10 protein-coding genes are annotated in these 14,842 nt (G+C 44.1%); 6 read left to right on the top strand and 4 right to left on the bottom strand.

All coding sequences use genetic code 11. The features are described 5' to 3' along the window. Positions 1 to 8: 8 nt before the first annotated feature. A complete protein-coding gene (locus ACE38W_RS18415; protein WP_375832979.1) occupies positions 9 to 1,397 on the bottom strand; it encodes a mercuric reductase in 1,389 nt (462 codons plus the stop codon). Positions 1,398 to 1,736: 339 nt separating this feature from the next. On the opposite strand from ACE38W_RS18415, the gene dusB reads away from it, so the two are divergent. From dusB to ACE38W_RS18390, 5 genes are all read left to right on the top strand, one after another. Next, the gene (dusB, locus tag ACE38W_RS18410; protein WP_375832977.1) at positions 1,737 to 2,774 is read left to right on the top strand and encodes a tRNA dihydrouridine synthase DusB; all 1,038 of its coding nucleotides are present in this window, start codon (positions 1,737 to 1,739) and stop codon (positions 2,772 to 2,774) included. 130 nt (positions 2,775 to 2,904) lie between these two features. Further along, entirely contained in the window at positions 2,905 to 3,501 is a 597-nt protein-coding gene (locus ACE38W_RS18405) for a nuclear transport factor 2 family protein (RefSeq protein WP_375832975.1), read from the top strand. Positions 3,502 to 3,626: 125 nt separating this feature from the next. Further along, on the top strand, positions 3,627 to 4,460 hold the full coding sequence (locus tag ACE38W_RS18400; RefSeq protein ID WP_375832973.1) for an aldo/keto reductase: 834 nt from the start codon (positions 3,627 to 3,629) through the stop codon (positions 4,458 to 4,460). Between the two features lie 179 nt (positions 4,461 to 4,639). Next, complete coding sequence (locus ACE38W_RS18395; protein ID WP_375832971.1) at positions 4,640 to 6,793, top strand: glycoside hydrolase family 3 N-terminal domain-containing protein; 2,154 nt, start codon at positions 4,640 to 4,642, stop codon at positions 6,791 to 6,793. Positions 6,794 to 6,838: 45 nt separating this feature from the next. Further along, positions 6,839 to 8,671, top strand: a complete 1,833-nt coding sequence (locus tag ACE38W_RS18390) for a glycoside hydrolase family 9 protein (RefSeq protein WP_375832969.1) — start codon at positions 6,839 to 6,841, stop codon at positions 8,669 to 8,671. Between the two features lie 96 nt (positions 8,672 to 8,767). Here ACE38W_RS18390 and ACE38W_RS18385 read toward each other — a convergent pair whose 3' ends face one another. The 3 genes from ACE38W_RS18385 to ACE38W_RS18375 all read right to left on the bottom strand — a co-directional run bounded on the left by ACE38W_RS18385 (position 8,768) and on the right by ACE38W_RS18375 (position 14,017). Further along, a complete protein-coding gene (locus tag ACE38W_RS18385) occupies positions 8,768 to 9,862 on the bottom strand; it encodes a TIGR03118 family protein (RefSeq protein WP_375832967.1) in 1,095 nt (364 codons plus the stop codon). A gap of 424 nt (positions 9,863 to 10,286) precedes the next feature. After that, positions 10,287 to 12,659, bottom strand: a complete 2,373-nt coding sequence (locus tag ACE38W_RS18380) for an ABC transporter permease (protein WP_375832965.1) — start codon at positions 12,657 to 12,659, stop codon at positions 10,287 to 10,289. A 155-nt stretch (positions 12,660 to 12,814) separates the two neighbouring features. Next, positions 12,815 to 14,017: a multidrug effflux MFS transporter gene (locus ACE38W_RS18375; protein WP_375832963.1), complete on the bottom strand. Its 1,203-nt coding sequence runs from the start codon at positions 14,015 to 14,017 to the stop codon at positions 12,815 to 12,817. A gap of 335 nt (positions 14,018 to 14,352) precedes the next feature. Between ACE38W_RS18375 and ACE38W_RS18370 the strand changes: the two genes are divergently transcribed. Then, the gene (locus tag ACE38W_RS18370; protein WP_375832961.1) at positions 14,353 to 14,811 is read left to right on the top strand and encodes a GNAT family N-acetyltransferase; all 459 of its coding nucleotides are present in this window, start codon (positions 14,353 to 14,355) and stop codon (positions 14,809 to 14,811) included. Positions 14,812 to 14,842: the final 31 nt, after the last annotated feature.

The following is a 14,842-nucleotide window of genomic DNA, read 5'->3' as shown; positions in this document are numbered from 1 at the left end:
ACTGGGTTTTATTTTTCCAATGTTAAAAACAGGTTATTTAAAGATTCAGCATATAATGGATGAGCGAAAATCATTTCACTCAGCTGATGTGCAGTAATATCTCCTGCCATGGCCAGTTGAAGCATGGACATGATTTCTCCGCCCTGATCTCCGATGATGGCGGCGCCGAGAATTTTATCTGTGGCCGCATGTACAATGGCTTTCATGAAACCAGTAGTTTGCCCTGTTTCAATGGCTCTTGATACTTTGTCCATGCCCAGTTTTGCTACTTTGATAGGATATCCTGCCTGTACGGCTTCTTTTTCTGATAGTCCGATACGCCCCAGCTGAGGGTCGGTGAACATACAGTAGGGCACCGGTCTTGTTCTGGTAGATTCATGTTTGTTATCAAAAATGTTATGGTAAACGATCAGGTGATCATTGTATGACATGTGTGTGAATGCAGGCCCGGGTTTCACGTCGCCGAGTGCATAAATACCCGGACAAGTGGTTTCCAGATAATCATTGACTTGTATGAAACCATGATCATCCGTGGTGACGTTGGTTTTGCTGAGTTGTAATGCGGCCGATTGCGGCTTACGCCCGGTGGCCACCAGCAAGTGACTACCCGTAATTGTTTTGCGGGAGGTGCCTGATACAATATCCAGTTGTATCACACCATTATCATAACCGATTTTATCTGGATGGGAAGAAAGATGAATGTCCATGCCTTCTGTTTCCAGAAACTTTTTTACAGTGGCAGCTACATCGTCATCTTCCCTGGACATCAGGTGTATACCAGGTTCTATGATGGTAACGTTACTGCCTAAACGATGGTAGAGCTGGCCCAGTTCAAGGCCTATATAACTGCCTCCCAAAACGATGAGTTCTGGTGGTACGGTGGTTTGATCAAGAATGGTAGTAGAGGTAAGGAAAGGCACCGTGTCAATTCCTGGAATGTCAGGAATGATAGTAGTAGCGCCAGTATTGATAAAGATTTTATCTCCTTCTAATTCTGCAGCGCTGCCATCCAGTTTTGCTACGCTGATTTTTTTTAATCCGGAGAAAGTAGCAGTGCCATAGAAAACTTTTATATCCGACTTACTTTCCAGTGAGCGTTGTATCCCATGACGAAAGCTTTGAACGATATCATTTTTTCTGTGAACGATAAATGGGAGATCTATTTCCAGGGAGTTGTCGTCAATGGAGATGCCCCAGCGCTGGCTGTTGCGAATGGTGTCGGCTACCTTCGCACAGGCTATCATGGCCTTTGTAGGCGTACAGCCATCATTGATACAGGTGCCGCCAAGCGCACGTTTTTCAATGATGGCGGTTTTCAGCCCTTTGGCGGCAAGTTTCAATGCTAGTGGATTTCCTGCCTGGCCTGATCCTATAATGATAGCGTCAAATTTTTCCATGGCTTATAAGGTTTTTCCTATCTCTACTCAGTAGAGACAGCAAAGGATTTTGTTTTGTCGTTTGTGCGTTGTTGTTATAATATTTTTAGAGAAAACAGTATTTATATGAAAATGTTGGAAAGCATTATTCAGGATTAATCAAAAAACGTACGGAAGTTATGCAAAACAGGGCAGAATCTGTTATTAATTCTGATACATTTTAATATATGTATCTCATGCCACTATTCAAACTAATTGATCCATCCAATCCGTGAAAAAAATAGGTGGGAAGTCTTTGCTGGCGCTACTTGGGTAGAGACGAGAAAAAGCCTAACTTTGCACCCTCAAAAATTCAGCATTTTGGTGAAAATTGATAACATAACGCTCCCTGATTTTCCACTGTTACTGGCTCCTATGGAGGATGTCAGTGATCCGCCGTTTCGTGTGGTGTGCAAGGAAAACGGGGCCGATCTGATGTATACAGAATTTATTTCAAGTGAGGGCCTGATCCGTGATGCTATCAAGTGTCGTCGTAAGCTGGAATTCTTTGAATTTGAGCGACCTATTGGTATTCAGATCTTTGGAGGAGATGAAGACAGTATGGCTATGGCTTCCAAGATCGTAGATGTTACCAATCCAGACCTGCTGGACATCAATTTTGGCTGTCCGGTAAAAAAGGTTGCAGGGAGGGGCGCCGGCGCTGGCGTACTGAAAGACCTGGACCTGATGGTAAAGCTTACAGAAGCCTGTGTAAAGGCCACTAAGCTACCCGTTACAGTTAAAACACGCCTTGGCTGGGATGATGATAGCAAAAATATTGAGGAAGTTGCTGAAAGGCTGCAGGATGTCGGAATTAAAGCGCTGACGATCCATGGCCGCACCCGCTGCCAGATGTATAAAGGCGAGGCCGACTGGTCGCTCATCGGCAAAGTGAAGAATAATCCCCGTATCCACATTCCCATCATAGGCAATGGCGATATCAATACACCGCAAAAAGCGCTGGAATATAAAAACCGCTATGGTGTTGACGGTATCATGATAGGACGTGCTGCCATACACTATCCATGGATCTTCCGTGAGATCAAGCACTATGTGAAAACCGGCGAGCTAATGGCCGGCCCTACCCTCGAAGAGCGTATAGCAGTGAGTAAGAAACACCTGCACGAATCAGTGAAATGGAAAGGTCCGGTGCAAGGTATCAATGAAATGAGAGGTTGTTATGCCGGCTACCTGAAAGGATTGCCTGAGATAAAGCAATTCAGAAGTCGCCTGGTTACCCTCAAAACTGAAGAAGAAGTAGTAGCAGTGCTGGATGAGATAGAAGCTTACTACAAAGGCATTGAGCTGCAACGTCAGGAAATAGAATTGATAGATTATCATCAGAATTGCCCGCTATAGGAATATTGAAGGCAGATAAATCTTAAGAAATAAATGAAATGGATCAGGGAACAAGCCTTGGTCCATTTTTGTTATATTCGTAATGAGGTTGTCCATGTGCGATTTGTCTACCATTAAATTCCCCCTACGCATGCTGAATTTTAAGACCCTGACTGTTGTTTTTATTTGCCTCGCCGCAATTTCCTGTACTTATCCACCCGACAAACAAAACCCACTTACGAAAAGTAGTACAGAGCTCCCTGATAGTACCGTTCGGTATGAAGTCCGGTTCCGTGATCAACAACAGATAGAAAAAGTCATTTATGGATTTGCAGAAAATTTTGATAACGTGAAATTGGATAAATGTTTGGAATATATGGATGATAGCATCAGCGGAGAAATAGATGGAATAGTACTCAGAGGTAAAACAGATTTCTCCGCGCGTATTATTGATCTTGCAGAAAGTGTGAAAGATGCGCATTTCCAACAGCGCCACCTTTTGTCTAACATGCAGTTTGAACCTACCACTAGCGATACGGTGAAAGTAAGTATGTATTGCGCAAATTTATGGACAGACCTGAAGAGCGGAGCAATTGAGTTATTAAGTGTGGGTTATTATAAGGGCAAGATGGTAAAGAAGAATGACAAATGGTTGATTGCAACATTAAACTCTCTTCCGGATAGCAGGCTGGTAAAGAAATTTTATAATCTTCCGCTGGACTCAGTGAATAAAAAACGGCCACTGTAGCCAGTTATCATTTTTCTAATAGAAGCTATTATATCTACAATAACGAATTTGTAAATACGGAACTATATTTGTGGTCACGAGCAAATCATAAACAGGTTCTGATTTAAGACGCAAAAGAAAATTTTATGAAAATTACAGACATTAAAGGAACTGTACAACTTGCAAACGGTGTACAAATGCCATATTTCGGTTTAGGAGTATGGAGAACAAACGAAGGACAAGAGGTGATCGATGCAGTTAAATATGCACTGGACGCAGGTTATCGTCATATTGATACTGCTGCAATTTATGGTAATGAAGATGGTGTAGGAACGGCTATTGCCAATCATGCAACAGACAGAAAGGATATCTTCATTACAACAAAAGTTTGGAATGCTGACCAGGGTTATGATAGTACTATAAAAGCGTTTGAAACATCTTTATCTAAACTGAAAACTGATTACCTGGATCTTTACCTGATCCACTGGCCAGTAAAAGGAAAGTATAAAGAAACCTGGCGTGCATTGGAAACATTGTATGCGGAAGGTCGTGTGAAAGCTATCGGTGTGAGTAACTTCCTGCAGCATCAGCTGGAAGACCTGATGCAAGGTGCAAAAGTAAATCCGATGGTAGACCAGCTGGAGTTCCATCCTCGTCTGGTACAGCCTTCCCTGCTGGATTTTACTAAGAAACATAACATCCAGTACGAGGCCTGGAGCCCATTGATGCAAGGACAAATCTTTGATATGCCTGAGCTGAAAGAACTGGCACAGAAATACGGTGTGTCTGTTGCGCAACTGGTGCTCAGATGGGATCTGCAGAAAGGAGTTGTAACTATTCCGAAGAGCATTCAGCAGAAGAGAATTGTAGATAATGCAAATATCTTCGGTTTTGAAATTGCTGCAGAAGATATTGCGGCAATTGACGCGCTGGATAAAGGAACTCGCGTAGGTCCTGATCCGGATAACTTCAATTTCTAATATTTGATCGATACTTGATTTGCCGCCAGGCCTCTACTCAGTAGAGGCCTGGCTTTTTTATGCTATTGTCTCGTTTATTAATGCTGCATTAACCGATTACATCCATGGCTAGTAAGTAAAAGAATTTATTGATATCTTGGCTTTAAGATATTATTTAGCCAACAGATTTTTCGTACGAAATGATGAGAAAAAGCATCTTTACTATTACCCTGTCTTTCCTGGGTTTGACGCATGTCTATGCCCAAGAGCCTGTATTCAGGCGGGCAGACCTTCCCAATGAAACGAGAGTACAGGACCTGTTAAAAAACCTGACTTTAGGAGAGAAAATCTCTTTGCTGGGGTATAACAGTCCTGCTATTGAGCGTTTGCAAATACCTGCCTATAACTGGTGGAATGAGGCGTTGCATGGCATTGCCCGTGGAGGTGAATCTACCGTATATCCGCAGGCGATTGCATTATCGGCAACATTTGATCCTCAGCTGGCGAAGGCTGTGTCCAACACTATTTCCACAGAAGCCAGGGCTAAGTATAACCTGGCAGTGGCGCAGGGCAGACATGTACAATACATGGGGCTGAACTTCTGGACGCCCAATATCAATATCTTCCGTGATCCCCGTTGGGGTAGGGGCCAGGAAACATATGGTGAGGATCCCTTTCTTACTGCTACCATGGCCGGATCGTTTGTTAACGGCTTGCAGGGAGATGATCCACAGCATTTGAAAACAGCGGCTTGTGCGAAGCATTTCGCAGTGCATAGCGGCCCTGAGGCAGACCGCCACCAATTCAATGCAATCGTTGATGAGAAAGATTTGCGCGAGACTTATCTCTATGCCTTCAAGAAAATGGTGGATGGGAATGTAGCGTCTATCATGTGCGCCTATAACCGTGTCAACAGCCAGCCATGCTGCACAGGTAATACTTTATTGCAGGATATCCTACGTAAAGAATGGCGCTTTACCGGGCAGGTAGTTACAGACTGCTGGGCATTAGAAGATATCTGGACACGCCACAAATCTATTCCTACAAGAGTAGAAGTGGCGGCAGCAGCCATCAAGGCGGGTGTAAACCTCGACTGCGCCAATATCCTGCAGGATGATGTACAGAAAGCAATGGATAAAGGATGGTTGACGATGGCAGATGTCGACAGCGCCTTGATACATTCTTTACGTACCCAAATGAAGCTGGGCCTGTACAATGATGCAGCACATCGCCCCTACGCTGGATATGGCGCTGATAGCGTTAATAACAGCTGGCATAAGGAACTGGCTCGTCAGGCAGCGCGCGAAAGCATGGTGCTCCTGAAAAATGATGGCGTACTGCCACTGCGCCAGGATAAGATGGCCTCTATGCTGGTAACCGGCTCCAATTCCGCTTCGCTGGAAGCTTTGATGGGTAACTATCATGGCCTCTCTGGTGATATGGTCACTTTCGTAGAAGGACTGACGAAAGCAGCGGGTCCGGGCATGGCCGTTCAATACGATCAAGGCTGCGACTTTACCGACACGCTGCACTTTGGAGGTATATGGGCATCAGAAAACTGTGATGTAACCGTTGCCGTTATAGGTCTGACAGCCTTACAGGAGGGAGAAGACGGCGACGCATTCCTGGCCGCTCATGGTGGCGATAAAAACACTTTGAGCTTGCCTCGCAGTCAGGTAGTATTCATGCAGAAATTACGTGCTGCCCATAAAAAACCGATTATCGCTGTAATCACTTCCGGTAGCGCCGTAGATGTGGCCGAGATCGCACCATATGCCGATGCTGTTATCATGGCCTGGTACCCTGGCGAACAAGGTGGCAACGCACTCGCAGATATCATCTTCGGAAAATATTCTCCTTCTGGTAAACTGCCTTTGACATTCTACAAATCTGTAAATGATTTACCTGATTATACAGATTATAGTATGAAGAATCGCACCTATCGTTATTTTAAGGGACAAACTGCCTGGCCTTTCGGTTTTGGTATGAGCTATGCTAAATTCGATTATGCGTGGAAACAAGAGCCTGTAGCTAATTATAAAGCAGGTGATACAATTCGTATAGCAGTAAACGTGAGTAACAGCAGCGATATGGCGGCTGATGAAGTTGTACAGGCTTATATCAGCTACCCTGCGGTAGACCGTATGCCGGTAAAAGAGCTGAAAGCCTTTGCACGCGTACATACCGACAAAGCTGGTAGCAAAGTAGCTGAGCTGAGTATTCCAGTAAGGGAACTACAGAAATGGGATTTACAACAACAACAGTGGAAACTCTATAAAGGGAACTATACTATTAATATTGGACCCGATTCAGAACATTTTAAGTTGTCTAAACCGTTCAACATAAAAGGTTAAGGATTTGTGGCGGGAATTATTATCTTAAAGAAAACATTCCCGCCCATGCCCTTTTCACTATCCTTCAGACATTTGTTTGTATGCTGCCTGTTGCCTCTGGCAGCCAGTTCGCAAGAAATACGAGTAGTCACCAATCACGTTGGCTACGAAACCTCCCAACAGAAAACAGCCATGTTGGTGGCGGATCAGCCAGTGAAGCCTTCCGGCTGGACTCTGATAGATGACGCCACCAACCATGTAAGCGCCAGCGGCCAGTTGACGGATAAAGGCACCGTCGATAAATGGCATAACCTCTACTTCTGGCGTATCAACTTTTCTTCTTTCTCCACACCAGGCAAATACAGATTGGTAGTTGCACTGCCTGATCACCAATGTAGCTCCTATGCTTTCACTGTAGGGGCGCATGTTTTAGAACGCCAGACGATTTCCGATGTGATATATTATTTCAAAGGACAACGTAGCTCCGGGCTCCTGGATCAGGCCGATCATCATGTTGGACTGCTTGGAACAAAAGATACTGTAGATGCGCATGGCGGATGGTATGATGCTACAGGAGATTATGGTAAACACCTTTCTCATCTTTCTTTTTCTACTTACTTCAATCCACAACAAATTTCACTTACGGTATGGAGCCTGCTCAATACCTATGATTTGCTCACACATAAGCCAGGAACAGATTACAGGCAGTTTAACCGCCGTTTACTGGATGAGGCCATGTATGGTGCGGACTATCTTGCACGTATGCAAGCGAAGAAAGGTTCATTTTACAGAAGCGTGAATGCACCTGGCCCGGGAAAACGTGCAGTCGACAGGGTTATACGCCCGGAAGAAAAGAATTATAAAATCAAGCAGACCAAAGACCAGACGGCTTTTACTACCGGAAGAGATGATGCCAACTGGCAAAGTTTTCAGGCGAGTTATCGCTCTGGTGGAGGTATTGCGATTGCTGCACTGGCAAGAGCTTCCATGTATGATACCAGTGGAGAATATAGCAACAAAGATTATTTGAAGGCCGCTATCCGTGCCTTTGATTACCTGGAAGTACATAATGCAGCGATGACCAACGATGGAAAGGAAAATATCGTGGATGATTATTGCGCATTATCTGCTGCGGCAGGACTGTTGGAAGCCACGGGTGATGCACGTTTTAAAATAGCAGCAGAGAAACGTGCCAACAGCTTGTTGTCGCGGCTTTCTGGCTGGGGCAAATACCGCAATTATTGGAGAGCAGACGATAAAGACCGACCTTTTTTCCATCCTAGCGATGCAGGTTTGCCGGTGGTGGCCTTGCTGAAATACTATCCATATGCCACACCTAAAACGCAAACGGCTATACGTAATGGCGTAGCTGCTTCATTGCGTTTCGAGTTGGCAGTAACCAACGAAGTGAATAATCCATTTGGCTATAGCAGACAGTTAGTACAGGATACCCTTGGCAATAGAAGGAGTAGCTTCTTTTTCCCGCATGCCAGCGAGGCGGCACCGTGGTGGCAGGGAGAGAATGCAAGACTGGCTTCTCTGGCTGCAGCAGCGCGCATGGGCGCTCAATTTTTTGCAGCTGATAAACCTTTTGCTGATAGCCTGCGCAATTTTGCCGGTGATCAGCTCAATTGGATACTCGGCCTGAATCCTTATGACGCCTGTATGTTACAAGGGACAGGGCATAATAATCCTGCCTATGGCTTCTTTGGTACATTTGAATACACCAATGCGCCGGGAGGTATCGTCAATGGTATTACTTCCGGTTTTGAAGACGAAAATGATATCTCCTTTAATATTCCATATGCGGTTACTGGCAAAGATGCTGATTGGCGCTGGGCAGAACAGTGGTTGCCCCATACTGCCTGGTATTTGTGGGCGGTATCGCTAGGAGAGTAAAAGATCATTACAACAAATCAGTATTTCTCTCATCATTAATTTTATGCAGAAGAGGTTGTAGAATTAAAATCTACAACCTCTTTTATCATTAAGAGATCAGTTTTTCTGCAAATAACCAAATAATCCATGTGATTCATCAAAAGGCCCTGCTGTGAAATATATTTTACCTGGTGCAGATGATACATTACTTTCAATAGCCCAAATACCCTGAATTGTAACGGGGGTATTACCATTTTTTAATTGGCCAAGGAAATTGCCGTTCCCGTTGTATACATTTATACGACCATCTCCGAAATTGCTTATTAGGATCACGTCATCATTAGCATTTCCTCCTAAACCTGCACAACCTGGTGTAATTCCCCATGGAGAATTTAATGTGCCTTGAGCAGCAAACCTTCTCTTTAATGAACCATCTGGCCGGAAAACATCTACATAGCCATTACCAGATCCGGCTAAGTCATCATGTTTGTCTGGTTTTTGTTTTGCATAGGTAACGAATAGCTCTCCATTTATGTTCCTGATGTTAAAGGGTGCAAAGCCTGCCGGTATTTGAGGGTCAGTAAATGACATGCCATTCACTAAATGGAAGTTAGTATCGAAAACATCAATTGCTCCACTACGGAAATTGGTAGCATATATATAATCATTTCCCTGGTTACTGGCAATGGCTAACCCTTTGTATACTGCCATGGTAGCTGATCTATCAGCCTGAATGACGCCCGTTGCTCCGGAAGTCCATGAAACAATCGTACCATCTTCTGTAGCAAAAAGAAATTTGGTGCCAAGAAAACTGGTGGTATTATTAAATACCGCACCTGTAGGCGCACCAGCTCCACCGCCCGGCGCTGGTATTGTCACAGGCGATAATAAGGTGTTTCCACTGTTATTATAAATAACACTAAGGCCAGCTCCATTGGAAGAAATCCAGAATGCACCAGTTGGGCCCAGTGCGATGCCCCAGGCATTCACCAGGTTATTATCAATGATAACACCTGTAAAACTAGCGGTATCAGAAACGAGATTGACCTGTTGGTTGTTTTTAGACAAACAATCGCAGGAGAGACATTCATTGTGATTGTTTTTATGACAGCTGGTACTTACTAATAAAAAAATAGACAGAATCACCGTTGTTCCCGGAGCTGCTATATTTTTAATGGGCCAGGTAAGCATTTTCATAAATGATGTTTCCATTTTTTGAGTTTTTGAGTGAGTAAAAATTCTGAAATGGCGATTTCAACTTCGGGTTCTCAATAAAAGTTGTTTGTATTTCAAAATTTCTGGGTTCAGTGCCAGGCGGGTATAGCCAGTCTTTCATCAACAATTCGGACAGTACTTATCTATTTTGGGGTAATCATGTCAGTTGGAAAACAAACACAGGGGTTTTCGGAAACCAGTGTGGTAATTAAATAAGGATTTGAAGAGGAAAAAAGTTGACTTATAGGGAAGAAAATATTTCCTCCCTGGTTCCTGATGGGCCAAATACTGTACTATAGGGCGTTTTATAGCCCATCAGGCTGATGAATAACAATGTAGCTCCTTGGATTTTTTTATAAGTAATAATGCATAAAAAGGAAACGTTACTTGTTTTTTTAGTTTCTAAAATGCAGCAGGGTTATTATTCTGCTTTCAGACTCCTGGCAGGATTTGTCAGCGATGCTTTAATTGATTGGAAAGAAATAGTCACCATGGTGATGAGCAAAGCCGTAATGCCTGCCAGCAGGAATACCATTGGGCCTATGCTGATACGGTATGGGAAGCGTTGCAGCCAGTGACTCATCAACCACCAGGATACCGGGAAGGAAATCAAAATACTTAGTACGATCAGTTTCAGAAAATCTATCGAAAGCATACTCGTAATGCTGAAGGAGCTGGCGCCTAAAACTTTTCGTATACCTATTTCCCTGGTGCGGCGTTCTGCAGTATAGGCAGAGAGGCCAAAGAGGCCGAGGCAGCTGATCAGGATAGCGATAGATGCAAAGATGCGCGTGAGTTTCTGGAGCATCATTTCCGTATTGAACTTGGCATTGAACTGATCATTGGTAAATCTATAGCGGAAAGGATATGCCGGATTATGTTGTGTGATAACAGCGCCTATTTTGGATAACGCGGCCTCAGGATCTTTACCAGGTAACAGTTTTAGGTAGATGCTGTTGGTGGCAGATGGCATATTAAAAAACACTACGGGATCAGGATTGCCATACATATCCCCATAAATGTAATCTTTAACGACAGCGGCTACACGTAAATTCATTTGTGGGCCATTACTATGTTTCAGGTATAAACTTTTACCAACGGCACTGCCGCTACCCATCAGTTTAGCCAGTGTTTCATTAATGATCACATTGGAGCTATCATCGGTTTCACTTTGAAAGTTGTTACCATCCAGGATATTCATGCCCGTAGTGCTGAGGAAGTCTTTGTTGACAAAGCGCATGGAGGTCATGGTGATGGTGGCTGACTTTCCTTCCCAGGAGAATGCATCAGTATTGTTGCCGCTTTCGAGTGGGTTATAGTCAGAGAGGGCAGCGCTTTTCACCATGCCCGTATTGAGCAGGTCCTGGCGGATTACATCAAACTGTTTTACATCTTCCTGTTCTATATTAATGGAAATTAGTTGATCTACATTAAAGCCAAGGTCTCTTGTTTTGGCATGTTTTATTTGTTGGTAGATGATGATAGTGGCGATGATTAGAGAAATGGAAATGGTAAACTGTGTAACCACAAGTCCTTTGCGGATAAAAGCTGCACCAGCAGTATTTACTTTTCCACCTTTAAGAATGGTTAAAGGCTGAAAGCCAGACAGGTAAAGGGCTGGATAGCTACCTGCCAGCAGTCCTGATAAAATAATGATGCCAGTGATGGCGATAGAATGGGAAGGTAGGAACAAGTCGAGCGTCAAGGATTTACCTACCAGCGCGTTGAATGCTGGTAGCAGCAGCGCGATAAGACCTATGGCAACAATGCCGGCCAGGAATGCCTGCAGCACTGATTCTATGAGGAATTGTATTACCAGTTTACTTTTGGCTGCTCCTAATGCTTTACGTACGCCTACTTCCTTGGATCGCTGTTCACTTCTGGCGGTGGCCATGTTCATGAAGTTGATACAGGCGATGATGAGTATGATGCAGGCAATGATACTGAGGAGTTGTACAAATTCGATATTGCCACCGGATTGTTTACCATTCTTAAATACATCGCGCAGGTGCCAGTCGTTCATGTTGAGCAGTACTGTGCTGTGAATGGAGCCAGGCATCTTACTGCGCATGATGTCAGACAGTTTATTATTGATGTTTGTGAGGTCTGTGCCAGGTGTTGTTTGGAGATAAGTTTCGAGTCCGCAGGATGTCCAGCGGTTTAGTGTTTGGCCCTGGTCATTGAATGCGTTGGTGATAGGCGCGAGCCATTCGTATTGTATGGTAGCATTGTCTGGTACATCGTTTACTACACCTGCAATCGTATAGGCGATCTGGTTATTCACCAGGATGGTTTTTCCTACTATGTTATGTTTGGTATGAAAGAATTTTTCTGCGGTGCGGGCGGTGATGACTAAGCTGTTTGGCTGGCTGAAAGCAGTGGTGGCATTGCCTTCCAGGAAGCGGCACTGAAATATGGAGAAGAAAGAGTTGTCTACATATCTACCGGCGGCATAAACAGGCTTGTTTTGAAAATTAAATAGTGCTTGTGATTGTCCTTCAGTACTACGGCAATAAGCGGTTATGCCAGGAATGCTGGCAAGGGCTGCAGGGCCAAGCGGGCCAGGAGTGGAGCTATAGGTACGCAGGTTATTATCTCCGTTCCAATTGAGTTCTATCTGCTGTATATTTTCTTTTTGTGTGATGTGAGCGTTATAGGATAATTCATTTTCCACCCAAAGCAGGATAAGTCCGGCGCATACGATACCGATACTTAAGCCGAATATATTCAGTAAACTGAAAGTTTTATGTTTTAATAAGTTACGAAAGGCTGTTTTGAAATAGTTTTTAATCATAAAACGAGTGTTATGACAAGATAAAGAACTAACAGTGTACCATTTTATGAAAGTACTGAAAATAGGGCGTTTCCGGCATACAGGGGGAAATAAAACGTCCACTTTCGGACAGGATTTGTCACGAAAGTGGACGGCTATGATTGTTGTTAGGAGACTTAGTGTAGTACAGCGGTGCTGCCGCTGGATTGTACCATTTCTGTTTTAATAAATTTCCTGCCTATGAGGAGTACCGCTAACGCAGCTACGCCGCAAGCAGCGAGGGTAACGGCCATGGGCATAGCGTCAGGTGTTTTTACAGCACTTACAGCTGCGGAAGTAACTGCACCAATTCCAAGTTGTAGGGCTCCCATCACAGCAGATGCACTGCCGGCATTTTTTGAAAATGGCGCCAGGCAAAGCGCTGCAGTGTTAGGGTTTACGAACCCAAGACAGCAGAGATATCCAAATAAAAGTACGATGAGCACAGGTAATGACAACAGATGTAACATTGCCATTAGTGCGATCAGGATACCAAAAATAGATTGGAAAGTGAGCGCATAAGGGAGAATCTGTGTGCTGTGGAATCTGCGAAGCAAAATACTATTTACCTGGCTACAGCCGATAAATCCTACGGAGAGCCCGGCGAATATCCAGCCATATACTTTAGCGCTTACACTATATAGCTCCATGAATACTTTCGGGGAGCCGGAAACATAGGCAAATATGCCAGCAAAGCTGCATGCACCTGCGAACGCGTAAGTGGTAAATTGCGCATTGCCAAGTACCGCCAGGAAGTTAGTAATAATAGGTTTAGGCTTTAAGGAGATGGCCGGATCCGGCTCATAGCTCTCGGGGAGCCATAACAGACTGGAAACCAGTATAACGATGCCTAAGATAGTCAGGATAAGAAATACAGTATGCCAGCCAAATACGGAGGTGATATAACCACCTACAGCAGGAGCTACCATTGGAGAAGCTCCTACCACCAACATGAGCAAGGCAAATACGCGGGCGTTGTCTTTTACCGGAAAAATATCTCTTACCATGGCTACGGCGGCTACCGTGGCGGCACAGCTGCCTATTGCCTGGAAAAACCTAAGTATGATCAGGCTTTGAATGCTATGGCTATAGATACATCCTACAGAAGCGACGATATAAAGAATCAGTCCGGCATACAGCGGGCGTTTACGGCCGTATCGGTCCAGTAAGGGGCCGTAGAGCAGCTGTCCGGCGGAAATGCCAATGAAGAAGCTGGTCAGGGAAAAGCCGATGGTCGTAACGTCTGTCCTGAAATCTTTTGCTATGGCCGGAAATCCCGGCAAGTACATATCAATAGAAAAAGGCCCTAAAGCAGTCAGTGCGCCTAAAATTAAAATCAAAAAAAAGAACCGTGAGGGCGATATCGTTGTTGTTGTCAATGGGTATTTGTTTTATGGTTTTCGCTTAACGTGCCAAAGATACTATAGAAATACCCAGCGTCCATGCCCCGGAGCTATTGATAATAATTATACAATGATATATATACTTTATAACTATCGTTAAATTATATTTTTTTGTTTTATGTGTATGTGTCAGACCATTGAGCAGCGATAGTATAACGTTGATGGATATACGAATTTCACTTTCTCTCACCGCGATTTTATTTTTTTTGTAGATATATTTTTTGGTTATATCATTGGGGTGAATTTTGTAGCCCGTAAAAAACAGAAAAGTAATGAACACGGTAACCTATCTCCGCACAAACAATGAACAACGGGATTTTGAGTCATTAACCAGCGCATTGGATGATGATCTTCGCGACCGCTATCATGAGTTGCAGGACCTTTATGATGAGCACAACGTAATAGAAGCCATTAATACGGTGGTAATTGCGTATGCAGCCGGAGCGGCTGTAGGGTGTGCATGTTTCCGTGAGTTCAATGATCACACGATAGAGATCAAACGTATGTTTGTAATGCCGGAGTTGCGCGGAAAAGGCATTGCAATGGGCATATTACAGGAACTGGAAAACTGGGCTAAAGAACTGAACTATGGCTATTCTATCCTGGAAACAGGAAAGCGTCAGCCGGAAGCAATCAGTTTTTACCAGAAAAGCGGATATACGATCATGGATAACTATGGTCAGTACATTGGCATGGACAACAGCATTTGCATGCGTAAACGTTTAGGTTAGCACAGCTGATCATCGTTATTGTCTGCTCATG

Origin of the sequence: Chitinophaga sp. Hz27 (assembly GCF_042263525.1) — a bacterium.
In the GTDB taxonomy this organism is placed as follows: Bacteria; Bacteroidota; Bacteroidia; order Chitinophagales; family Chitinophagaceae; genus Chitinophaga.
The sequence above is the reverse complement of the archived record's forward strand: the minus strand, read 5'-3'. Positions and strand labels throughout refer to the sequence as shown.